Here is a 23,412-nt window from a genome sequence, read left to right on the forward strand (position 1 = left end):
TTTTAAACAGAAGAGACTGTCATGGAGAGGAGTGGAGTGGATTGAGTATATTTGCATCTGATGCTTTGAAAGGAGAGCACGTTCTCGTAACTGGGGCAACAGGCGGGATTGGCTCTGAAACGGCGAAGGTGCTTGCGGAAATGGGTGCACTTATTACGGTGACGGGTCGGCGCGAGGATAAACTGAATCAGATGGCTGCAGGGATTCGTGAGGTAATGCCTGATGCTGACGTATTTACGCATGCGGCGGATCTCGGTAATGAAGAGGAACGTAATAAACTTGTTAAAAGCGCTGAGAAGGCGTATGGACCGATTACGTTACTGGTCAATCATGCCGGAATTTCCGGCGGCGGCCCTATTGAGCAACTCGAACAAGAGGACATGGAGCGGGTGATGCATCTGAATTACACATCAACCGTTCTTTTAACCCAATTGGTTTATGAATCCATGAAAAAGCAGCAGAAAGGAGCCATTGTCAATGTCACGTCATTGTCCGGTTTGCGTGGAACATATGGTGGAACAGCTTATGCAGGATCAAAATTCGCTATGACCGGTTTCACGCATTCGATGGCTCTTGAAGCGATTGAACAGGGTGTGCGCGTGAATGCTGTCAGTCCCGGATTTGTCGATACGAACATGGGAAGAGCCTCGGCAGAGAAAAAGGCGGATCGGCAAGGCTCTTCGCTTTCAGAAGTGGTTAAGGCCTCCATTCCATCTGGACGTATGACCAAATCGCGGGAAGTCGCCAATACAATCGCCTTTTTATTAACCGATGTTGCGGAAAACATTGTGGGCGAGTCTGTGAAAATATCAGGCGGGAGTGTACTGCGCTGAGACTGGATGCACGCTTTGGATGCCAGCCCTTTCGAACGGTCCCGGCGAGCCGAAACATGGGCGCGAAAATGGAAACATGTTCCCGAGGGGCGAAACATGGGCGCAAGAACGGAAACATGTTCCCGAAGTCAAAGCGGATATGAAAACATCCTCACTGCATGTCCGCGACCTCTTTATTTCGTTTCATCATCTGCACATACCGCTTTTCAAATTGTACGAGCTCATTATCAGAAAAATCGTCTGTGACAATTCGGTCGCTCGCTTCCCTGATCCCCTGCAGAACTCGCTCTTTCATCGCATCGACGGTTAACGCCATACCAAGCAGTTCCGATAACGAAGCCATCACAGCAGGGTCAATATCCGGATAATCGAATCTTGTTTCCTCGTCTTTTTTAGCAACATCGTAAAACTCACGGAGCAATTCCGCGCGTTCACGTCCTTCCCCTTCCACATCCAAATAAATCTGAATCGCGGCACCGTCTCTGACACGCCGCTGCGAAATACCGGCAAATTTCTTCCCATCTATGCTCAAATCAAAATCACCGGGACAGTATGAGCCGGTAATCTCATAAGCCTCAATCTCGTCTGTTAAGTCTCGTAATATGAAACGGATAAAGCTTACCATCGCTTCATAGCAGTCATAGATTGAAATCTTCCTCATATCAGGCAGAACCAGAGAAATATTCAGCACCCCGGCATCAAGCGCAACCGCAAGCCCGCCGGAATTCCGAACCACGCTGTAATAGCCGCGCTCAGCAAGCCGTCTGACACCTTCTTCCAAATAGGGCAGACGTGAATCAGGAATGCCTAATACAACGGTGTCGGGATGCACCCACAGTCTGACTGCGGGAACTGCTTCTCCGCTGCGGGCAAATAACGACAAGACATCATCGATTGCAAACGATGTCAGTGCTGTATACGGTTTTCCATGAAAAAAACTTTTTTTAGAATGATCCAGATAACGAAATTGCCTGTGTGCGACCACATCTTTCCAATTTTTCATGTGCTGCTCCTTTAATTGAATCTTTTATCCTAAGGGTAACTATTATATAATATATGATAACATTGTCGAAAAGAAACGGGTTGAAAAGCATGCTTTATAAAGATGAACAATTACACGAAGAGAAAGTTTTTAAAGACCCTGTACATCGCTATGTTCATGTTCAGGATCGCGTGATCTGGGATCTGATTGCCGCACCCGAATTTCAGCGGCTCAGGCGGATCAAGCAGCTTGGGACGTCATATTTGACATTTCATGGTGCTGAACATAGCCGCTTCAATCATTCGCTTGGTGTTTATGAAATCGTCCGGCGTATCATCGGCAATTTTGAAGATCGCGATGACTGGAATGATGGCGAACGATTGCTTTGTTTATGTGCAGCACTTCTGCATGATTTGGGCCACGGACCGTTTTCCCATTCGTTTGAGAAAGTTTTTAAATTAGATCATGAGCATTTTACGCAACAAATTATATTGGGCGATACACACGTACATACGATTCTTGAGCGGGTTGAATCGGGATTTTCGCAAAAAGTGGCTGATGTGATTGATAAAACCTATGAAGATAAACTGGTTGTCAGCCTTATTTCCAGTCAGATTGATGCCGACCGGATGGATTATTTGCAGCGAGATGCTTATTTTACAGGCGTCAGCTATGGTCACTTTGACATGGAGCGTATTTTGCGCGTCATGCGGCCGATTGAGGATCAGGTTGTCATTAAATCAAGCGGCATGCACGCGGTTGAAGACTATATCATGAGTCGCTATCAGATGTACTGGCAGGTTTATTTCCACCCGGTTACACGCAGTGCCGAGGTAATTTTGTCAAAAATTCTTCATCGCGCTAAATACTTGTTTGAAAGCAACTACATGTTTAAATTAAAACCGTTCCATTTTGTCGCGTTTTTTAACGAAGATGTTGGTCTTGCGGACTATCTAAAGCTGGATGAATCAATCGTTTTCTATTATTTTCAGCTGTGGCAGGAAGAGGACGACGCTATCTTGCAGGACCTGTGCGAACGATTTATGAACCGTCGTCTGTTCAAGTATATTGAGTTTAACCCGAACCTGCAGATGAATGAGTGGATGGATCTTTACAAATTGTTTCAGGAAGCGGGCATTAATCCTGACTATTATTTGGAAGTTGATTCATCATCAGACTTGCCATATGATTTTTACCGGCCGGGTGAAGAGGATGAGCGGCTGCCGATCAATCTCCTGATGCCGGACGGGAATTTGAAGGAATTATCGCGGAACTCGGACATTGTTGAATCGATTTCCGGGAAAAAACGAACCGATCATAAACTGTATTTTCCGGCTGATACTCTGACAGAACTCAGTGATGATAGCCCTGTTAAACAACGGATTATGGAATTATTGGACGTTAATCAATACCTAAAAGGAGATGAAGAAAGTGTTGACTAACCATGCCAGACTCATGCAATTTTTTTCAGAAGCAAGTGACATTACCGGGCGTAAAAAACTACAAAAAATCATTTATATTCTGCAGAAGTGTCACCTGCCTTTTGAAGAAAAGTATCAATTTCATTTCTACGGACCGTATTCTGAAGAGCTCTCGTTAAGAGTTGAAGAGCTATGTAACCTTGGTTTGATTGCTGAGAAAAAAGAATCAGTACACAATTATATTCAATACCATTATCAGATAACCGATGACGGGAAGGCATTTTTGGAACAGTTTCATTTGGATATGCCGGACATGACAGAACAGATCGCCATGCTGAAAGCAAAGAGCTCGCGATTTCTTGAACTTGTTTCCACCATGCTGTACTTCGAAGGGTTGACGATAGATAAACTGACTAAAAAAATACACACCGTTAAACCGAAGCAAAACTATACCGAAGTGGAAATAGATGAAGCGCTTCAGTTCATTAGAACGGTCAACCCTGTGCAGTAAGCGTCGGATGAAAAACGCTTTCGTTATATGCTACAATGAGAACCAGTTATAATTCAGGAGGGTTCTTAGAATGGCAGATCAATCTTCCAACCAGAAGAAAACCAATCAATTCACGATTATAAAAGACGATCCAAATGATGGGCATGGCGGATATGGCATTGGATCGATAAGTCTTGAAAATATGTCATCCGTTATTATCGATCCGAATGATGATCGCGCTTTTGTCGACATGGGAGCGATGCATGCGCGCAGTGAGGTCGAGCGTCGTGTGAAGTTTCAGGATGACAAGGACGTCGTCAAAAACGGGAAACGCTATTGGATCGTCTGGGTCACAACGGAAAAAGGCGAAAACGGTCCGTATTTTGCAGGAGTAGGCGGCAGCGAAATCATTGTTGACCGGTCGATTAAACGGGCATACAAGTCCATGCCGGAGCATGTCACACATATGGAGAAATCATTAAAAGGAAAGATTGTCGTTGACCATATGGACGATCATTCCAAAAAATTACTGCGGGATTTTCTCGCTGATTTCGAAGGCGGAGATATGTGGAACAACTCAACAGATGAACTAAAATCGGCATTGGCAACGGAATAATGAAAGGGTTCAGCGGGTATCCCCGCTGAATTTTTCACTCGTAAAAGTGAACATTTTGTGACTTATTTATGAACAATCATTTAAAATCTTGTGCTTTAAATGATAAATTTGTAAAATATGTATACATGGGCTAACTCATGTATTACTAGGACACAAAAGGGGCTGACTTTTCCACGAAAGTCGGCCTTTTTTGTAACGTCAGAAAGTATAAATTATGGATGACCTTATAAGAAAAGCTTCGGCATTCGCTATAAGACGAGGCGAATGCCGAGTTTTTCTAATGTATAGAGGTGCAACCGGCACTGGAGCGAGACACTTCCGCGATTAAAACAGCGAATCGAACAATTTATCGAAAAGACCCCGGTCTTTCTCTTGCGGTGGTTTTTCATTTCGATCGGATTCCTCCTGGTCACCTGGCATATGAACCATGCAGTGTTTATCAGGCTCTGTCCCTTTCTCAAAGTACATGACACGGCTTGTGTCACAATAAGGGGTTGCGCGTTTGCCGCTCTCGGGGTCGATTGCCACACCGACAACCCCTGGCGGCACATCGAATGTTTGGCCGTCAGTATTTTCGTGTGCATCTTCCATGAATGATGCCCATATATTTTTAGGATACGTTTTTTCCGCCGTTTTGGTTATGTGCTGGTTATTGTCATAACCTGTCCAGATGCCGGTGACAAGTGACGGGCTGTAGCCGATCATCCAGCTGTCGCTCTCGGTTGTCCCGGATTTTCCGGCATAAGTCCGTGTAAGCTGATCAGCAACCGTTGACCCCGTTACGGACATATAGCCATCGAGTGACCGATCGAACATCCCGGTCATCAATTGGGTTAAAACAAACGTCGTCTGCGGATCCAGCACCGGCTCGCGCTCTTTATGCTTTCTTTCGAATACGGTATTGCCATGTCTGTCTACGATTTTTTCGATTGTATGACCATCTATAGCATAGCCGCCATTGGCAAGCATTCCATAGCCGGTGACCATATTTTCCAGTGTTACCGATGCAGTACCCAGTGCGAGGGAAGGTACTGCTGGAAGGTCACTTGTGATGCCGAACTTTTTTGCTGTTTCAACCAGTTTTTCCGGTCCGACAGATAAGTTGGTTTTGACGGCATAGACATTGTCGGACAGTGCCAGCGCCTGGGCAAGCGTTATTTGCTCGTTCGCATAATAACCATTGTAGTTGCTCGGCTGATAGACCTTTCCATCCGCAAGTTTGAATGCGGTCGGTTTACTCATTAACATAGTCGCCGGCGTGTAGCCGTTGTTTAATGCTGTGTAGTATAAAAACGGCTTGAAGGCGGAGCCGGGCATTCGTCTAGCATCCACCGCCCGGTTGAAGGGACTTTCCCTATAATTTTTACCACCAATCAGCGCACGAACTCCCCCGTTATCGGGATTCATGGCGAGGGCACCAATTTCAATGCTGCTCCCTGATCTGATTGTATTTTCGGTATGTGTCTTCAACTGTTTTTGCAGGCAGGTATCAAGTGTGGTATGAATCGTGTATCCGCCTGAACGGACTTTTTCCGTATCAAGCTCCAGGATACTGGCTGCTTCCTGTAAAGCAGAATCCTGAAAATATGGTGCGATCGATACCTTTTTGCGTTCTTGCGGATCAGTGAAAGTCAGATTTTCTCTTGTAGCCAGACTGTGCTCTTGCTCGGTTATTTGCTTGTTTTCGAGCATTACTCCTAAAACCCGCTGCTGACGGTCTTTCGCATTTTCCAGGTCATTAAACGGTGAGTAATATGAAGGGCCTTTCGGGGTGGCAGCGAGCATTGCAGCCTCCGCCAGAGAAAGATTGCTTGCAGATTTATCAAAGAAATATCTGCTGGCCGCCTCAGCCCCATAAGCACCATGACCATAATAAATCGTATTTAAATAGCCTTCGAGCAGCTCGTCCTTTGAGTAATACATCTCCAGACGCACCGTATAGAACGCTTCCTTCAGCTTGCGGGTCCATGTTTTATCATGTGATAAAAACAAATTCCGGGCATATTGCTGAGTCAGCGTACTGGCCCCTTCCTTCAGGGAAAGACTTTTCAAATCAGATAAGGCAGCCCCGGCAATTCGCTGCAAATCAAAGCCGTTATGGCTGTAAAAATCCCGATCCTCAATGGCCAGAGTCGCCTTGATCAAATGCGGTGACATCTCATCAAGATCAACCCAATACCGGTTTTCCGCACCGCTTTCTTCACCAATCTTCTCACCGTCAATGCTGTAATAGACTGTATTTTGATCATTGGTCAGCTCTGGTGGTCCCATCAGAAAACTGACAAAATAAACCCCGGCCACGAAAAGGAACCCGCACGCTAATAAACCGAGTGGTATGAGATAGAACAGCCGGTATTTTTTCCCATCTAAACGCAAAAGTGATTTCATATAGTGAGCCTCGTTTGCGACATAATCTTTAATGTTAGTATGGGAAAAAACAGCGGAAATTAAACCCGGCAAAAAGTGATTGATTTTTTATAAAAAGCGCTCGGGACAGTATTCATCAATCTGACACTTAGTGACTGATCACGACTTGTCATCCATTTGGATCAGTATCTGTTGTGTGAATGATTTAAAATCAGTTATATGATTGGTTATAATATTTTCCAGTATCTGATGGTCAATATCCTGATAGTTATGCACAGCAATGTTTCTGAAGCCGACCATGGCTTTCATCCGTGCTGTCATTGAATGATTAGTGATCCCCGCATGTTGCAGCAGGTCAAATGCTTCGCGGCTTGATTGCGGAAGACCAAGCTGTTGCAGGGCAATGATATGCATCGATAAATCGATTGCAGCTTCACATGCCCGCTGGATATTCAATATGATACTGTCTTGTTTTGTGAAGTCATTGAGATTTTCCGGGTCGTTATTATAAACTTCCTCGATTCTGCTGGTACATCGTTCGATAATACTTATTTTACTTAATACCACGTCATTTACCATAAACCGACCCTCTTTCGCGGATTGTATCAAGGATTATCTTTCGTTCTTCATTCAATCTGCTGTACATACTCATGACCGTCATTTGAACATTCGCTCTGAGGGCTTCATCTTGTGAGTAAAGGACACGCCCGCTGGAAAAAACCTGTGCCTGAAAAACGGTGCTCGCTTCCCTTATATTGACCAGATCAACGTCCATATCCAGTTCTGCTGCAAGCTCCTGTGCCAGCATGAACGTCTCGTACGATGAAAGGTTTTTTTCTCTGCAATAGAAAGCAACATCGATATCACTTTCGTCATTCTGTGTTCCCTTAGCCTGTGAGCCAAAAAGGATAAGAAAGACCGGATCAAGTTTTGGAATGAGAACGTCTTTAACCTTTTTGATTTTTTCGGAGTGCATAAGCATACCTCCATAGTTCAATTATCCTCATTATATCAGTAATTGCATCGCAAGTTTAGCGGCTGGCATACATTTTTGAAAAAAGCCGTCAGCCTTTTCCAGTCTTGAGATTGAAATCAGGACAGATTTATCGCTATAATAGGTTATTATATGAAGCAGGAGCGATTGAGATGGAAAAGCGTCCGAAACAGGTTGCTGTTGAGCTTAAGACAGCCATTGAAGATAATGGACAGAAGGAATACAATACAGTCAGGGAAAGCGGACAGCTTTACCAACAGACAAACATGGATGTGCTGACATACACTGAGACGGCCGGGGATGGATCACAGATCAGCAATATGATTACGATACATGCCAATAAAGCTAGTGTAAAACGTACTGGGCCGGTACAGATGCATCAAACATTTCACGAGCAAAAACTGTCGGAAAATGTTTTTCAGCATCCGCACGGGAATATACATATGGAAACATTTACCGATTCGATTGACTATCGACCGTTGACTGCACGGCAAAACGGTGTGCTCGCCATTGATTATACCGTCAGGCTAAACGGGCAGGAAGAACGCGAGCATGAGCTGACATTAACCATTCGACCTAAGGAGGGTTCCCAATGAGCAATGTACTGTCACAAACTGAAGAAACGCTCAAACAAGAAATTACAGAAGCTGTCCTGAAAGCGGGACTTGCCGGGGAGGATGAGCTGCCGGAAGTCATTCTGGAGAAGCCAAAGGAAAAGGCGCATGGTGATTTTGCATCGAATATTGCCATGAAGCTGGCGAGAGTCGCTAAGAAGGCCCCGCGCCAGATAGCCGGCGATATTACTGCTCATATTGATGAATCGAAAGCGTCCATTGAGAAACTGGAAATCGCCGGGCCGGGTTTCATTAATTTTTTCATGAAAAATGACTTCCTCGGCGAATTGATTCCGTCAATTCTGGATGCTGGAGAGACGTACGGCCGGACCGATTCCGGAAAGGGCAAAAAGGTTCAGGTTGAGTTTGTCTCTGTGAATCCGACCGGTGATTTACATCTTGGTCATGCACGGGGAGCCGCTTATGGCGATGTTTTTTGTAACGTCCTGGATGCAGCGGGGTATCATGTCGAGCGTGAATATTACATTAACGATGCTGGCAATCAGATTGATAATCTGGCTTTATCGGTCGAAACACGTTACCTGGAGGCACTTGGCCATGACGCCATGATGCCCGAGGACGGCTATCGCGGTGCCGACATTGTCAGCATTGGCCAAGATCTTGCAAGTGAGTACGGTGATAAATGGGTGAATGCTGACAGACAGGAGCGCTTGGCATTTTTCAAAGATTATGGCCTGAATATTGAACTGGATAATCTTAAGAAAGATTTGGCCGATTTTCGTGTTAACTTTGACAATTGGTTTTCTGAACAGTCCCTGTATGATCAACATAAAGTGGAAGAAGCCGTCCAAACATTGCGCGAGAGCGGCTATGTTTATGAGCGGGATGGTGCGACATGGTTCCGTTCAACCGATTTCGGTGATGACAAAGACCGCGTGCTGATTAAGCAGGACGGGAACTACACCTATCTAACACCGGATATCGCATACCATAAGGATAAGCTTGAACGCGGATTCGACAAAGTCATTAATGTATGGGGCTCCGATCACCATGGCTATATTTCACGAATGCGTGCTGCCATTCAGGCACTTGGTTACGCGGCTGACAAATTTGCTGTTAGGATCATTCAGACTGTAAATTTGTTTGAGAACGGTGAAAAGGTCCGTATGAGCAAGCGCACCGGTAATGCAGTCGCTTTAAGAGATTTGATGGAGGAAGTCGGAGTTGACGCCACACGTTATTTCTTTGTCATGCGTTCAAATGATACACAGTTTGACTTTAATTTGGATTTAGCGCGTTCCCAGTCAAACGATAACCCGATTTATTATGTTCAGTACGCCCATGCCCGGATTTGTACGATGCTTGGACAAGCCGAATCAAAAGGCTTGACTATGAACAGAGAATTTAACGCTGATCTGCTAACAGCTGAAAAGGAAACAGACCTCTTGAAAAAACTGGGCGAATTCCCGCAGACGGTAGTAGATGCAGCCGAAAAATATGCACCGCATAAGGTTACACAATACGTATTTGAACTGGCCTCTGTGCTGCATAGCTTCTACAATTCGGAAAAAGTGCTCGACCCGGACAATCCCGAATTAACCAAAGCGCGGATCGCCCTAATGAAAGCAGTAAAGGTCACCTTGGCAAATGGCCTCAGGCTGATTGGCATCAGTGCGCCGGTAAAAATGTAATGTCTAAATTTGCAGAGGCGGTATGCTTCTGCAAATTTTTTTTAACGTCAGAAAGTATAAATGATGGATGACCTTTTAAGAAAAGCTTCGGCATTCGCTATAAGACGAGGCGAATGCCGAGTTTTTCCAATACTTGATTATTTTCCGATTGTATACGTGATACCAATTTCTTAATTTCTATAAATCTGTTGACTGAATGATCATTCATAATATAAAGTAATAGGCATAACATAAAATTGCGCTGCGTTTATATTTTCAAAATAATGCAATCGCTAACATTTTCCGTTATACTATCTAAAAGGGGGAGCGAATGATGGATACATTATTGCTTATCAACTGGCTGGCGTTCATTGCAATTGTTGCCTATGGCATATTCTTATTCGCTAAAGTTGTTGCCACTCGGGTCGCCTATATAAAAATGGGGAAAAAATCCGAGTTTGACCGGGATTTTAAAGAGCGGTTCCGGCGCATAGGGAAAATTGTTTTTGGACAGTCCAAGCTGTTGAAGGATAAAAAGTCAGGTACGATTCATGTCATGATGTTCTACGGCTTTTTACTCGTACAATTCGGGGCAATTGACATGTTCGTCAAAGGGCTGGCACCCGGCAATCATCTGCCGTTCGGAATTTTTTATCCAGGTTTTACGTTTTTTCAGGAACTTGTGACGCTCATGATTCTGGTTGCGGTTGTATGGGCATTTTATCGCCGTTATATCGAAAAAATTGTCCGTCTGAAGCGCGGCTTTAAAGCAGGTTTGGTTCTGCTGTTTATCGGGACTTTGATGCTGTCTGTTCTGCTTGGGAATGGCATGGCGATTGTCTGGCATGGTGAGAGTTTAAGCTGGACGGAACCTGTCGCCAGTTTAATAGGCGGTGCATTCAGTTGGCTGCCGCAAACGGCTGCTGCGGTTCTGTTCTATGGTTTCTGGTGGCTTCATACCGTAACGATTCTGGCATTCCTTGTTTACGTGCCGCAATCTAAGCACGCACACTTGATTGCCGCACCCATTAATGTGTTTTTGAGTAAACGCGTACCGGGAAAATTGAAAAAAATAGACTTTGATATTGATGAAGAGCAGGATGAAGATGACATTTCGTTCGGTGTCGGGAAAGTGGAAGACTTTGAACAGCATCAGATGATTGACTTTTACGCTTGTGTCGAGTGCGGGCGCTGTACAGATGTCTGTCCGGCTTCAGGCACCGGCAAAATGCTTTCACCGATGGATATCATGGTCAAAGTGCGTGACCATTTAACCGAGAAAGGGGCAGCTGTTACAGGGAAGTCAGCCTGGGTGCCGGAGTATGCCTTTTCCAATACAAAGGGGAATACATTGGCTAATGCAGGCGCAAATGAAGCTGCTGCAGGCATGGAAAGTGTCAGTTTGATTGGCGATGTTATCACACAGGAAGAGCTTGAAGGCTGTACAACATGCCGTGCCTGTGAAGATGCATGTCCGGTTATGAACGAGCATGTCGGAACGATTATTGATATGCGCCGTTATCTGGTTATGACGGAAGGGAAGATGGATCAGGATGCCCAGCGCGCAGTTATGAACATCGAACGCCAGGGCAACCCTTGGGGACTTTCCAAGAAGGATCGCATCAAATGGCGTGAGCAGGATGAGAATGCCTATATCCCGACTGTTAAGGAATTGAAAAAAGAAGATGAAGATTTTGACTATCTTTTCTGGGTCAGCTCCATGGGTTCGTTTGACAATCGCAGCCAAAAAATCGCGCTTGCGTTTGCGAAATTGATGAACCAAGCAGGCATTCGTTTTGCTATCCTTGGAAATAAGGAGCAAAACTCCGGTGATACGGCACGCCGTATCGGGAATGAATTTTTGTTCCAGGAAATTGCTGAGAAAAATATTAAAGAATTTGAAAAGAATGATGTGAAAAAGATCGTGACCATTGACCCGCACGCCTATAATATTTTCAAAAATGAATATCCTGATTTCGGATTTGAAGCAGAGATTTATCACCATACACAAATACTGTATGACCTTGTCATGAACGGAAAATTGCAACCGCAGCGTGAAATCAATCAAAAACTCACATATCATGATTCCTGTTATCTGGGAAGATATAATGGGGTTTACGATCCGCCGCGGGAAATCTTGAAATCCATTCCGGGACTTGATTTGGTCGAGATGGACCGCAGTCGTGAAAATGGTATGTGCTGTGGTGCGGGCGGCGGATTGATGTGGACTGAGGACACAACAGGGAACCGTATTAACGTAGCCCGCACGGAACAGGCAATGGAAACTGAGTCGACGATGATTTCCAGTGCATGTCCATTCTGCCTGACGATGCTGAGTGATGGTACGAAAGCGAAAGAGGTTGAGGAAGACATCAGCACCATGGACGTTGCTGAAATTCTCGCATTATCAGTATTGACAGAAGATGATCAGAAGACAGCATAAAAATAAAGGTTTTAGGAAATCCGAACGACAAAGGGTCAGAATAGCGCGATCTGCATCTGATTTCGCGCAGTACTCTCGGAATTGCGACGCGACTCCGCTACAATTTCACGCGGAACATCACAACCTGACCACGATGAAAGCCAGCATAATTAAGAGGGGTTGTTTATAATGCCCCTCTCTATTTTGGAACCGAACTGAGCGAGCGTTCGGTCGGTCCGGGGATTAATCTTTGCGGGTAAGCGTTATTATATAAAATTATCAATCTAGTTAATGAGAGGATGTTGATGTATGCGAAAGACTGTTATTGTATCCGGTGCACGGACGCCATTTGGTAAATTCGGGGGCGCATTGAAACCGTTCACAGCGTCACAACTGGGAGGCGCGGCTATACGTGAGGCACTGAAGCGTGCAGGCCTTGCCGGCGAAAAAGTTGACGAGGTCATTATCGGAAATGTACTTCAGGGGGGACAGGGGCAGATCCCCTCCCGACAGGCAGCGCGTGAGGCCGGGATCCCATGGGACATCAAAACCGAAACAATTAACAAGGTATGTGCATCAGGGCTTCGCAGTGTAACACTTGCCGATCAGCTGATTCGTCTTGGCGATGAAGATATCATTGTCGCCGGGGGTATGGAAAGCATGAGCAATGCCCCGTATATTTTGCCTGATGCACGCTGGGGAAATCGTATGGGCGATAAAAAAGTCGTTGACATGATGGTGCATGACGGACTGACCTGTTCATTTGCGGGAGTTCATATGGGCACTTATGGCAACAGCACTGCCGAGGAATACGGGTTATCAAGAGAAGCGCAGGATGAGTGGTCATACCGCAGTCATCAGCGGGCAGTCAAAGCGATAGAAGATGGCAAATTTACTGAAGAAATTGTTTCGCTGGAAGTTCCCCGGCGTAAAGGCGATTCGATCGTTGTCGATACTGATGAGGCGCCGCGTAAGGATACGCGTGTTGATGTTCTTTCGAAATTGCGCCCGGCGTTTGATAAAGATGGTACAATCACAGCCGGGAATGCCCCGGGCGTAAACGACGGTGCCGGTGCGTTTGTTGTCATGTCCGATGAAACGGCAGAAAAGCTTGGTAAAGCACCAATGGCCATTATTCATGGTCATGCGGAAGTGGCCGTGGAATCCAAGGACTTTCCAAAAACACCGGGTCTCGTCATCAATAAGCTGTTTGAAAAGACCGGTTACACTAAAGAGGATATTGATCTGTACGAAATAAACGAAGCGTTTGCGGCTGTTTCTCTGGCCAGCGGAAAAATTGCGGATATTGATCCGGAAAAAATTAACGTAAACGGCGGTGCGGTTGCGTTGGGTCATCCAATCGGCGCAAGCGGTGCGCGTATCATTTTAACATTGGTCCATGAATTGAAACGGCGCGGCGGTGGACGCGGCATTGCAGCCATCTGCAGCGGCGGTGGCCAAGGCGACGCCATATTGGTGGAAGTACCAACGCAATAAAGGGGTTTAGATGTCTCAATCCAAGCGTGTTAGGTGATATGGCAAAAGTTTAGGGAAAAACGCTAAGGAGTCTTGGACATAATTAAGATATTCTATATTAAAGACGAACGGTACTCCGTTTTAGCGAAGGAAATATACGTAGACTTCTGCGGGAGGAAAGGCCTCGGTGAGACCCCGCAGTGCGTCAGCACGAGAAGGCTCACCGTTCGCCCTAAGGTGCGCGAAGTATATTTCCGTAGCGGGTTATATACTCTAACTAGTTCGGATTTTTCCTTATCAAAACTACTTTTGTCCAAGGCTCCTAAGGTTCTTATTTTAATCCAAGGGAGGCAGTGATGCAATGCCAATTAAAAAAGTTATGGTGATCGGTGCAGGCCAGATGGGATCAGGTATTGCCCAGGTCTGTGCCCAATCCGGTTATGAGGTACTATTAAACGACGTTAATGAAGACGCGCTAAAAAAAGGTATGCAACACATCGAAAACCGTTTGACAAGATCAGTTGATAAAGAGCGTATCCGCGAACAGGAAAAAAACGGCGCCCTCGCAAGACTCAAATCGACGACAGATATGCAGAATGTCAAAGGTTGTGATATGACGATTGAAGCGATAGTTGAAAATATGGATGTGAAAGCAAACGTGTTCCGTCAACTGGATAAATACGCACCGGAGCATGCGATTCTCGCAACCAACACATCATCCCTTCCGATTACGGAAATCGCTGCAATGACCAATCGAGCGGAGCAGGTTATCGGTATGCATTTCATGAATCCGGTTCCGGTAATGAAACTTGTGGAAGTCATCCGCGGACTGCAGACAAGTGATGCAACACACGAAGCTGTGGCCGATATGGCAAAAAACCTTTCCAAAACAGCCGTTGAAGTGAACGACTATCCGGGATTTGCGGCCAACCGGATTTTAATGCCGATGATAAACGAAGCGATTTTCGCTCTTCATGAAGGTGTGGCATCGGTCGAGGATATCGACACGGTCATGAAACTGGGGATGAATCACCCGATGGGGCCGCTGACGCTGGCTGATTTTATCGGGTTGGATACATGCCTTTATATTATGGAAGTGCTGCATGACGGCTTCGGGGACAGCAAATACCGTCCATGTCCGCTTCTGCGGAAATATGTCAACGCAGGCTGGTACGGCAAAAAGTCAGGCAGAGGCTTTTATCAGTACAACTGATCGAACTCTTTGTTTATCCCGGCTGTGAACGGCAGCAAGACAGTCATCTCAATCACTATAGAAGTGTAACAAAGCCAACCTTAGCACGATGATTCTAACAACCACGATTTACCGAAAGGGGGAGACTTCATATGGACCTTAAATTAACTGAGGAACAGGAAATGATGCGGAAGATGGTCCGGGATTTTGCGATAAGCGAGGTACAGCCGGAAGTGGAGCGTATGGAACAGGAAGACCGCTTCCCTGCAGAACTCATCCATAAAATGGGTGAACTCGGGCTTATGGGGATTCCGATTCCAGAAAAATATGGCGGAAGTGATATGGATTATACTTCCTATATCATTGCCATCAATGAACTGTCCAAAGTCAGTGCGACCCTTGGCGTTATCCTGTCGGTTCATACATCAGTCGGCTCCAATCCGATTTTGAATTTCGGCAATGAAGAGCAGAAAAACAAATACCTTCCCAAGCTGGCCTCGGGCGAATATATTGGGGCATTTGCTTTAACGGAGCCCGGTGCAGGATCGGATGCTGCCAGCATGAAGACGAAAGCCGTGAAAGACGGGGATAACTATATTCTCAAGGGATCGAAAATGTTCATTACCAATGGCGGGCAGGCTGATACATACGTCACATTTGCGCGGACAAGTGAGGAGTCCGGCTCGAAAAGCTTCAGTGCTTTTATCGTTGAGAAAGATACGCCGGGTCTGGAAATTGGGAAGGCCGAGAAAAAAATGGGGTTGCATGGTTCGAGTACCGTTCCGCTGAGTTTTGATCATTGTATTGTCCCGAAAGAGCAATTGCTTGGTGAAGAAGGTGACGGGTTTAAAATCGCAATGGCTAATTTAAACGTTGGGCGCATCGGTATTGCCGCCCAAGCTCTCGGAATCGGCGAAGCAGCTCTTGAACTTGCCTCGACCTATGCTAAGGAACGTGAGCAATTCGGAAAACCAATCGCAGAAAATCAGGGAATGGCATTTAAGCTTGCGGATATGGCGACCGAAGTCGAAGCAGCCAAACTATTGGTTTATCATGCTGCAGATTTAGTTGAAAAAGGAGCTCATTCCAGCAAAGAAGCATCGATGGCCAAAATGTATGCATCCAGAACAGCACGTAAAGCGGCGATAGAGGCAGTACAGATTTATGGCGGCTACGGCTATACGGAGGATTATCCGGTGGAACGTCTTTTCCGTGATGCCAAAGTAACAGAAATTTATGAAGGGACAAACGAAATCCAGCATAAAGTGATAGCAAAAAATCTGTTCGACTGACTTTCGGAATAGGATGTAAAGATCCGCCCTAAGGTGCACGAAATGTATTTTCCGGAGCGGGTAAAAGCACTTAAAGTAATTTATGTCACTCAATTTGAAGGGAGATCATACCCAATGAATTTTCAACTGACAGAAGAACAGGAAATGCTGCGCAAGATGGTTCGCGATTTTGCTAAAAAAGATGTGGAACCAACGGCAGCAGAACGCGATGAAGAAGAACGTTTTGATCGCGCTATTTTTGATAAAATGGCTGAGCTTGGTTTGACGGGGATACCATGGCCGGAAGAATACGGGGGAATCAATGCTGATTATGTCAGTTATGTTATTGCGATTGAAGAGCTGTCGCGCGTGTGTGCCTCAACTGGTGTTACCCTCTCGGCGCACTTGTCACTCGCAAGCTGGCCTATTTATAAGTATGGAAATGAAGAACAGAAAAAAACATTCCTTTACCGTCTGGCAACCGGGGAGGCACTCGGCGCTTATGCGTTGTCTGAGCCAGGATCAGGTAGTGATGCAGCCGGAATGAAGACTGTGGCTAAAAAAGATGGCGACGATTACATCCTGAATGGTAATAAAGTCTGGATCTCCAACGGCGGTGTGGCTGATATTTACATTGTTTTTGCACTGACAGATCCAGATGCGCGCCATAAGGGAATCAGTGCATTCATTGTAGAAAAAGATACAGATGGTTTCACAACTGGGAAAAAAGAGAAGAAACTTGGTATCCGTTCTTCACCTACAACTGAGCTCATTTTTGAAAACTGCCGTGTGCCAAAGGAAAACCTGCTTGGGGCGGAAGGTGAAGGTTTTAAAATTGCCATGACAACACTTGATGGCGGGCGCAACGGGATTGCAGCGCAAGCACTCGGAATAGCTCAAGGTGCACTGGATGCAGCTGTCGATTACGCAAAAGAACGTGAACAGTTCGGCAAACCGATTGCATCAAACCAGGGCATCTCCTTCAAATTAGCAGATATGGCCACCGAAATAGAGGCATCCCGTCTATTAACCTATCAGGCAGCATGGCTAGAGTCAGAAGGGAAAGCTTATGGAAAGGCTTCAGCTATGTCCAAACTGTATGCCGGGGACACAGCAATGCATGTAACGACTGAGGCTGTGCAGGTTTTCGGCGGGTATGGTTATACGAAAGACTATCCGGTCGAGCGTTACATGCGCGATGCCAAGATTACACAAATCTATGAAGGAACGAACGAAATCCAGCGACTGGTTATTGGACGGATGCTGACCAAATAGCTCAATGCGCTCGTTTGGCTCAAGTTGTCACAAAAACGGCTCAAGTTCACAAATTGCAGCGGTAAAAATAGGAATAGTAGGAGCTCATAGTTTCTGAGCTGATCGCGTTATATGAAAGTATATACAGTCATGACTATTCACGCAGATGACGAGAAAAGGAAGGGAGGCGGGTGAATGACAAAAAGTCAAATCATTTCTTCCGTTAAAGACAGTGACCTGGTCGAAAAGCGACGGAATCAGATGATCAAAGGTGCGATTGCTTTGTTTAAAGAAAAAGGGTTCCACCGCACAACAACCAGAGAAATCGCCAAGGAATCGGGTTTTAGCATCGGAACGTTATATGAATATATCCGGACGAAGGAAGATGTGCTTTTTCTGGTATGTGATGCGATTTATGATCAGGTCAGGGAGCGCCTAGAGGCAGTGACTGACTGGCAGAATCCTTCCTTTGCCAATCTGGAAAAAGTCATTGAATCGTATTTTTACCTGATGGACGATATGCAGGAAGAGATCATTATCATGTATCAGGAAGTCAAATCACTTAAGAAAGAGTCAATCGAATATGTTTTGCAGAAGGAACGGGATATGGTTGCCATGCTAGAAAAGATGATGGTCACATGTCTGCCGGAATCAATGGATACACAAGATGCAGTTTTAATCGCTAACAATATTTTTGTCCAAGGCGAAATGTGGGCATTCAGAAGATGGATGCTGCAAAAACAATTCACACTGAAAGAGTATGTTGAACGCCAGATTCATTTTATGATGCAATCACTGTCAATTGGTGGAATGCAGACAAAAGAGATGCGTTAAGCTTGAGTTTAAACAGGAGGGGTATCATGGAACAAGTTCAGATTTACAAACCGGTCAACCCCGTCCGGTTTGTAACGGCTTCAAGTTTGTATGATGGTCACGATGCATCTATCAATATCATGCGCCGGATTCTTCAAGCGAGCGGGGCAGAGGTTGTTCATCTTGGCCATAACCGTTCAGTGGAGGAGGTTGTTTATGCCGCTGTTCAGGAAGATGCTCAAGGAATTGCTATATCCTCTTATCAAGGGGGCCACGTAGAGTATTTCAAATATATGGTTGATCTGCTCAATGAATTGGGTGCAAGTCATATTAAAGTTTATGGCGGTGGCGGCGGTACAATCATTCCGCGTGAAATTGAGGAACTAGAGGAATATGGTGTGTCGAGTATTTTTTCACCGGACAATGGACGTGAAATGGGACTTCAGGGCATGATTAACAACATGCTTGAGGAGTGTGACTTCCTGCCGCCTTTTGAATTGAATGAAGCACAGCAAAAGCTGGCTTCAGGTGAACGGCAGGCAATCGCCCGCTTGATTACCTATATTGAAAATCATGATGATGAGAATGACGAAAAGCAAGCCGTCCTGGGTAAATTGCGGTCACAGTCGAACAATGCACCGGTTCTTGGCATTACCGGTACGGGTGGTGCCGGTAAGAGCTCTCTAACCGATGAGCTAATCCGGCGCTTCGTCAATGAAATACCGGATAAGAAAATTGCCATTATCTCGATTGACCCGACTAAAAAGAAGACCGGCGGCGCACTATTGGGAGATCGGATCCGGATGAATGCGATATTTACTGACCGCGTCTATATGCGTTCACTGGCTACACGCGGGTCAAGGACCGAGCTGTCCCAGTCGTTACAGGAAGTGCTGGATGTTCTGCGTGCCTCCAATTACGATTTCATCATCGTCGAAACAAGCGGTATCGGCCAGGGGGATGCGGCCATCACGGATATTACCGATTTGTCCATGTATGTTATGACAGCTGAGTTCGGGGCACCGTCACAGTTAGAAAAAATCGACATGATCGATTTCGCCGATTTTGTTGTCATAAACAAATTTGAGCAAAAAGGTTCTGAGGATGCACTAAACCAGGTCCGGAAGCAGTATCAGCGCAGCCATCTGCTGTTCGGTGAAGACATGAAAAAGTTCCCTGTATTCGGCACGATTGCAAGCCAGTTTAATGATGCGGGGACAAATGCATTATTCGCGTCTATGATTGACAGACTGAATGAAACGTTCGGCTGGGAAAATACGGTCGATTTCGAGCGGCATACAATTGCCAAGAAGCAAAACATGATCATAACGAATGAACGGCGTCATTATTTGCAGGAAATTTCCAGGCATGTGCGCAATTATCATGAAAATGCCAGGAAGCAGAGCGATATCGCCCGAAAACTTTATCAGCTTGAAGGCGCTAAAGAAGCGCTGGATGATGACGAAAGCGTTGAAGCGATCGACAAAGCTATACAGACGTATGACGAAAAACTGACCCCCGAAGCAAAAAAGCAGCTTGACCACTGGGTAGAAACGAAAGAACAATACAGTCAGGATACCATGACATTTAAGATCCGCAATAAGGAGATTGAAATGGACTTACATACGGAATCCATTTCAGGGCTGAAAATCCCAAAAGTCATGCTGCCGAAATATGTGGACTGGGGTGATAGGCTCAAATGGTTGATGACAGAAAATGTCCCCGGTTCGTTTCCGTTCACAGCAGGTGTCTTTCCATTCAAACGCAAAGGAGAGGACCCGACGCGCCAGTTTGCCGGTGAAGGAACCCCGGAACGAACCAATCGCCGTTTCCATTATTTATCCAAAGACAGTGAAGCGAAACGTCTGTCAACAGCGTTTGACTCGGTAACCCTGTACGGGGAAGATCCGGCACCGCGCCCGGATATTTACGGGAAGGTCGGTGAAAGTGGCGTCAATATATGTACATTGGACGATATGAAAAAATTGTATAGTGGGTTTGACTTGACCGATCCGAAAACGTCAGTTTCAATGACCATTAACGGACCGGCGCCGATTATTCTGGCTATGTTTTTCAATACAGCGATTGATCAGCAACTGGCCAGTTTTAAGGAAGAAAATGGCCGGGAGCCAAGTCGCAGCGAATACGAAAGCTTAAGGGACGACACGATATCGGTCGTGCGCGGAACGGTTCAGGCTGATATTCTGAAAGAGGATCAGGGACAGAATACCTGCATATTCTCAACGGAATTTGCTCTGAGAATGATGGGAGATATTCAGCAATATTTTATCGATAAAAATGTGCGAAATTACTATTCAGTCTCTATTTCCGGTTATCATATTGCTGAAGCCGGTGCAAACCCAATTACACAGTTGGCCTTTACGCTGGCAAACGGATTTACGTATGTGGAGTATTATTTAAGCCGTGGTATGGACGTAAATAAATTTGCCCAGAACCTATCGTTCTTTTTCTCCAATGGGCTTGATCCGGAATATACAGTGATCGGTCGTGTAGCCCGCCGTATATGGGCGATTACGATGCGCGATAAATACGGAGCTGATGAGCGGAGTCAGAAATTGAAATATCATATTCAGACGTCCGGACGCTCCCTGCACGCTCAGGAAATTGATTTTAACGATATTCGCACGACACTGCAGGCATTGCTGGCCATTCAGGACAATACGAACTCTCTGCATACGAACGCCTATGATGAAGCAATCACAACACCGACAGAGGAATCTGTCCGGCGTGCGATGGCCATTCAAATGATCATTAATAAAGAGTTCGGCTTGACCAAAAACGAAAACTCGCTGCAGGGGTCATTTATTGTCGAGGAGCTGACCGATCTTGTTGAGGAAGCTGTCCTCCAGGAATTTGAAAATATGAATGACCGCGGCGGTGTGCTGGGGGCGATGGAACGGCAATACCAGCGCGGGAAAATCCAGGGAGAATCCTTGTACTATGAAGGCAAAAAGCATTCGGGAGAGCTTCCGATTATCGGTGTAAACACGTATGTCAGCCCGAATCCAACGACAGCTGATGACATTAATTCAATGGAACTTGCCCGTGCCTCTCAAGAGGAAAAAGAGCATCAAATCGATGAACTGCACAAATTTCAGGACGTCCGTAAAGACAAGACGGAAGCGGCACTGGAACAGCTGAAGAAAACAGCGGCATCCGGTGGCAATATTTTTGCCGAATTAATGGAGACCGTGAAATCGGCCAGCCTTGGACAGATCACAAATGCACTCTATGAAGTCGGCGGACAGTACAGACGAAATATGTAGATTGCAGGAGGCAGGTTATATATGGTCGGAACACGGCTTAAACGCTTAACACTTGAGATGATTCAGTACAATGTTTAGTTAGAATTAGTTTAAGCTTCGCTGCAGAACCTAATGATACGGTAATAATAAACATTCAAACCAATTCGAAATGTGGCTTTGAAAAACAGTTGCACCGTTTTGCGCCCTTTGGATATGATATGTCCAAAGGGTGTAGTTATGATAAAGCGTATTCCGCAAACGGGCCCTATTGTTGAGTAACGCTTTGCTAAAAAGGAGTGAAATATGTGTACAAAAAAACTTTTAAATTATCAATTACAACATTTTCTGTCTTTATGTTGTTGATAATAATTGGTTGTACTCCAAGTGTGGAAAATGATAATCAGAATAATCAGGATGAAAAAGATGAAAATATAGCAACGATTGAAAATGTACTAGAAAATACGTTCAGCGGTCCTGATAAAGATTTCCAGGATGTAATGAAACTTCGCAAAGATAAGGCGTCAAGGTCGGAGGATGAAGAATTTCTTACGTCTTTCAGTCAATATCTGGAAGATGCTTTTAAACCATACTTTACAGATGAATATTATGAAGAATTTATAGCAACTTATGGAACAACATTCTTGGATATAGCATATAGCAATAACTATGAGATGAACGTTAAAAATGTTGAATATGAAAAAACTGAATCAAACGACAGCATTTATGACTTCACTTTTAAATTACAATATAAAAAAGAAGCAAGTGACCAATGGAATGAGAACACTGTTAAAGGGCAAGCCAATTTGGATGATAATAATAAAATTGTAAATATGTTAATTCAAGATACAGAATTCTAATTGAATTAGAATAAATTAGCAACCCGTCGTTTTTTGCGAGCATTTAACCTCAAATACCCTTGAGAATAATTTTAGACATATTGAAAAACTTTTTGGTTTCTCCATTAATTTAACAGCAAAGACTATAAAAATCACTGTTCAGTAAACGGATATGATTGGCTTAAAAGCCTTGAACTGACTATACCACAAACGGGTGCACTTACGGAATAAAGTGCTGCGTCGAACTTACCACAGCAGGGCCATTTAATGGCATAAAGTTGTGTTAAAATTGAATCATAGCAAATATTTTTAAAGGATGTGATTGCATGAATGAATCAGCAATGAAGGAAAAGATTGAAGCGTTTTTCAAGACATATGAAAATCAATTTAATAATGCTTTAGAAGGTAAACCTGATTTAGAAATAATTGCAGGATTCTACTCTGAAGAATTTATTGCAGCAATCTACATGGTGTAAAAGCTGGAGAAAACAATAACGAACTTAAAGAGGCTATGGGTAAGGGATATGAATACTACCGTTCGATAGGAACTAAAAAAATGGAATGTAAGGAAGTGCAGATCACTTCACTTGATGACAAACATGCTGTTGCCCATACTAAATGGAATTCAGTATATCTAAAAGCGGAAGAAGAGGTATCCATTCCATTTAACAACAATTATCTTATCCAATTCAGGGATGACAAGCCTATTATCTTTGGATGGATAACAGGTGACGAATCACAATTATTAAAAGATAAAGGCATTATCTAAGGGAACAGAAGGTGAATGAAGACTATACTACAAACGGGTGCGTTTGTGCAACAAGAATGCGCTCTTCTTAATGAATCGGGCCAGATTGTTGTATAAAAGTGGTATGAAATGAAACATTACTTGTAATTTTTCGTATTACAAATAAAGCCACTTTGAAATAGGAGG

General features: G+C 44.8%; 20 protein-coding genes. 16 read left to right on the forward strand and 4 right to left on the reverse strand.

The genetic code is table 11. The features are described 5' to 3' along the window. The first annotated feature begins 41 nt into the window (after positions 1 to 41). The gene (locus IEW67_RS00940; protein WP_188631170.1) at positions 42 to 833 is read left to right on the forward strand and encodes an SDR family NAD(P)-dependent oxidoreductase; all 792 of its coding nucleotides are present in this window, start codon (positions 42 to 44) and stop codon (positions 831 to 833) included. Positions 834 to 984: 151 nt separating this feature from the next. On the opposite strand, the gene IEW67_RS00945 is transcribed toward IEW67_RS00940, so the two are convergent. Next, the gene (locus IEW67_RS00945) at positions 985 to 1,836 is read right to left on the reverse strand and encodes a lipoate--protein ligase family protein (RefSeq protein ID WP_188631171.1); all 852 of its coding nucleotides are present in this window, start codon (positions 1,834 to 1,836) and stop codon (positions 985 to 987) included. Between the two features lie 89 nt (positions 1,837 to 1,925). Between IEW67_RS00945 and IEW67_RS00950 the strand changes: the two genes are divergently transcribed. The 3 genes from IEW67_RS00950 (at position 1,926) to IEW67_RS00960 (ending at position 4,342) form a co-directional block, all read left to right on the forward strand. Continuing rightward, positions 1,926 to 3,257 (forward strand): HD domain-containing protein, encoded by a 1,332-nt coding sequence (locus tag IEW67_RS00950; RefSeq protein ID WP_188631172.1) that lies wholly within the window; start codon positions 1,926 to 1,928, stop codon positions 3,255 to 3,257. Next, a complete protein-coding gene (locus IEW67_RS00955; protein WP_188631173.1) occupies positions 3,247 to 3,747 on the forward strand; it encodes a YwgA family protein in 501 nt (166 codons plus the stop codon). Before IEW67_RS00950 ends, IEW67_RS00955 begins: the two co-directional genes overlap by 11 nt. 70 nt (positions 3,748 to 3,817) lie before the next feature. Beyond that, the gene (locus IEW67_RS00960; protein ID WP_188631174.1) at positions 3,818 to 4,342 is read left to right on the forward strand and encodes a YwhD family protein; all 525 of its coding nucleotides are present in this window, start codon (positions 3,818 to 3,820) and stop codon (positions 4,340 to 4,342) included. Positions 4,343 to 4,666: 324 nt separating this feature from the next. On the opposite strand, the gene IEW67_RS00965 is transcribed toward IEW67_RS00960, so the two are convergent. From IEW67_RS00965 to mntA, 3 genes are all read right to left on the reverse strand, one after another. After that, positions 4,667 to 6,730 (reverse strand): transglycosylase domain-containing protein, encoded by a 2,064-nt coding sequence (locus tag IEW67_RS00965; protein ID WP_229671633.1) that lies wholly within the window; start codon positions 6,728 to 6,730, stop codon positions 4,667 to 4,669. A gap of 138 nt (positions 6,731 to 6,868) precedes the next feature. Continuing rightward, entirely contained in the window at positions 6,869 to 7,288 is a 420-nt protein-coding gene (gene hepT, locus IEW67_RS00970) for a type VII toxin-antitoxin system HepT family RNase toxin (RefSeq protein ID WP_188631175.1), read from the reverse strand. Beyond that, positions 7,278 to 7,685, reverse strand: coding sequence for a type VII toxin-antitoxin system MntA family adenylyltransferase antitoxin (gene mntA / locus IEW67_RS00975; protein ID WP_188631176.1), 408 nt, complete (start codon positions 7,683 to 7,685; stop codon positions 7,278 to 7,280). The genes hepT and mntA overlap by 11 nt, the downstream gene beginning before the upstream one ends. A gap of 170 nt (positions 7,686 to 7,855) precedes the next feature. Between mntA and IEW67_RS00980 the strand changes: the two genes are divergently transcribed. From IEW67_RS00980 to IEW67_RS18075, 12 genes are all read left to right on the forward strand, one after another. Next, positions 7,856 to 8,299 carry a YwiB family protein gene (locus IEW67_RS00980; RefSeq protein WP_188631177.1) on the forward strand — a complete coding sequence of 148 codons (444 nt, stop codon included), beginning with the start codon at positions 7,856 to 7,858 and terminating at the stop codon, positions 8,297 to 8,299. Continuing rightward, complete coding sequence (gene argS, locus IEW67_RS00985; protein ID WP_188631178.1) at positions 8,296 to 9,969, forward strand: arginine--tRNA ligase; 1,674 nt, start codon at positions 8,296 to 8,298, stop codon at positions 9,967 to 9,969. The genes IEW67_RS00980 and argS overlap by 4 nt, the downstream gene beginning before the upstream one ends. Positions 9,970 to 10,282: 313 nt before the next feature. Then, positions 10,283 to 12,391 (forward strand): (Fe-S)-binding protein, encoded by a 2,109-nt coding sequence (locus IEW67_RS00990; protein WP_188631200.1) that lies wholly within the window; start codon positions 10,283 to 10,285, stop codon positions 12,389 to 12,391. A 288-nt stretch (positions 12,392 to 12,679) separates the two neighbouring features. Next, a complete protein-coding gene (locus IEW67_RS00995; RefSeq protein WP_188631179.1) occupies positions 12,680 to 13,867 on the forward strand; it encodes an acetyl-CoA C-acetyltransferase in 1,188 nt (395 codons plus the stop codon). Between the two features lie 340 nt (positions 13,868 to 14,207). Next, positions 14,208 to 15,059, forward strand: coding sequence for a 3-hydroxybutyryl-CoA dehydrogenase (locus IEW67_RS01000; protein ID WP_188631180.1), 852 nt, complete (start codon positions 14,208 to 14,210; stop codon positions 15,057 to 15,059). Positions 15,060 to 15,190: 131 nt separating this feature from the next. Further along, complete coding sequence (locus IEW67_RS01005) at positions 15,191 to 16,330, forward strand: acyl-CoA dehydrogenase (protein ID WP_188631181.1); 1,140 nt, start codon at positions 15,191 to 15,193, stop codon at positions 16,328 to 16,330. Positions 16,331 to 16,444: 114 nt separating this feature from the next. Next, positions 16,445 to 17,584: an acyl-CoA dehydrogenase gene (locus IEW67_RS01010; RefSeq protein ID WP_188631182.1), complete on the forward strand. Its 1,140-nt coding sequence runs from the start codon at positions 16,445 to 16,447 to the stop codon at positions 17,582 to 17,584. A 174-nt stretch (positions 17,585 to 17,758) separates the two neighbouring features. Next, the gene (locus tag IEW67_RS01015; protein ID WP_188631183.1) at positions 17,759 to 18,397 is read left to right on the forward strand and encodes a TetR/AcrR family transcriptional regulator; all 639 of its coding nucleotides are present in this window, start codon (positions 17,759 to 17,761) and stop codon (positions 18,395 to 18,397) included. Positions 18,398 to 18,423: 26 nt separating this feature from the next. Then, positions 18,424 to 21,663, forward strand: coding sequence for a fused isobutyryl-CoA mutase/GTPase IcmF (gene icmF / locus IEW67_RS01020; protein ID WP_188631184.1), 3,240 nt, complete (start codon positions 18,424 to 18,426; stop codon positions 21,661 to 21,663). Between the two features lie 284 nt (positions 21,664 to 21,947). Next, positions 21,948 to 22,499 carry a hypothetical protein gene (locus IEW67_RS01025; RefSeq protein WP_188631185.1) on the forward strand — a complete coding sequence of 184 codons (552 nt, stop codon included), beginning with the start codon at positions 21,948 to 21,950 and terminating at the stop codon, positions 22,497 to 22,499. 305 nt (positions 22,500 to 22,804) lie between these two features. Next, entirely contained in the window at positions 22,805 to 22,954 is a 150-nt protein-coding gene (locus IEW67_RS18070) for a hypothetical protein (RefSeq protein WP_229671634.1), read from the forward strand. 80 nt (positions 22,955 to 23,034) lie between these two features. Further along, positions 23,035 to 23,247 (forward strand): hypothetical protein, encoded by a 213-nt coding sequence (locus tag IEW67_RS18075; RefSeq protein WP_229671635.1) that lies wholly within the window; start codon positions 23,035 to 23,037, stop codon positions 23,245 to 23,247. Positions 23,248 to 23,412: the final 165 nt, after the last annotated feature.

The sequence above is a fragment of the Lentibacillus kapialis genome, assembly GCF_014646635.1.
GTDB lineage: Bacteria > Bacillota > Bacilli > Bacillales > Amphibacillaceae > Lentibacillus > Lentibacillus kapialis.

Bases quoted from the DNA above. Each gene is read 5' to 3' on its own strand.
- IEW67_RS00995 (WP_188631179.1), top strand. From the start codon at position 12,680: ATGCGAAAGACTGTTATTGTATCCGGTGCACGGACGCCATTTGGTAAA.
- IEW67_RS01005 (WP_188631181.1), top strand. From the start codon at position 15,191: ATGGACCTTAAATTAACTGAGGAACAGGAAATGATGCGGAAGATGGTC.
- icmF (WP_188631184.1), top strand. From the start codon at position 18,424: ATGGAACAAGTTCAGATTTACAAACCGGTCAACCCCGTCCGGTTTGTA.
- IEW67_RS00990 (WP_188631200.1), top strand. From the start codon at position 10,283: ATGGATACATTATTGCTTATCAACTGGCTGGCGTTCATTGCAATTGTT.
- IEW67_RS00960 (WP_188631174.1), top strand. From the start codon at position 3,818: ATGGCAGATCAATCTTCCAACCAGAAGAAAACCAATCAATTCACGATT.
- IEW67_RS00945 (WP_188631171.1), bottom strand. From the start codon at position 1,836: ATGAAAAATTGGAAAGATGTGGTCGCACACAGGCAATTTCGTTATCTG.
- argS (WP_188631178.1), top strand. From the start codon at position 8,296: ATGAGCAATGTACTGTCACAAACTGAAGAAACGCTCAAACAAGAAATT.
- IEW67_RS01010 (WP_188631182.1), top strand. From the start codon at position 16,445: ATGAATTTTCAACTGACAGAAGAACAGGAAATGCTGCGCAAGATGGTT.
- IEW67_RS00950 (WP_188631172.1), top strand. From the start codon at position 1,926: ATGCTTTATAAAGATGAACAATTACACGAAGAGAAAGTTTTTAAAGAC.
- IEW67_RS01000 (WP_188631180.1), top strand. From the start codon at position 14,208: ATGCCAATTAAAAAAGTTATGGTGATCGGTGCAGGCCAGATGGGATCA.
- IEW67_RS18075 (WP_229671635.1), top strand. From the start codon at position 23,035: ATGGAATGTAAGGAAGTGCAGATCACTTCACTTGATGACAAACATGCT.
- IEW67_RS01015 (WP_188631183.1), top strand. From the start codon at position 17,759: ATGACAAAAAGTCAAATCATTTCTTCCGTTAAAGACAGTGACCTGGTC.
- hepT (WP_188631175.1), bottom strand. From the start codon at position 7,288: ATGGTAAATGACGTGGTATTAAGTAAAATAAGTATTATCGAACGATGT.
- IEW67_RS18070 (WP_229671634.1), top strand. From the start codon at position 22,805: ATGAATGAATCAGCAATGAAGGAAAAGATTGAAGCGTTTTTCAAGACA.
- IEW67_RS00980 (WP_188631177.1), top strand. From the start codon at position 7,856: ATGGAAAAGCGTCCGAAACAGGTTGCTGTTGAGCTTAAGACAGCCATT.
- IEW67_RS00965 (WP_229671633.1), bottom strand. From the start codon at position 6,730: ATGAAATCACTTTTGCGTTTAGATGGGAAAAAATACCGGCTGTTCTAT.
- mntA (WP_188631176.1), bottom strand. From the start codon at position 7,685: ATGCACTCCGAAAAAATCAAAAAGGTTAAAGACGTTCTCATTCCAAAA.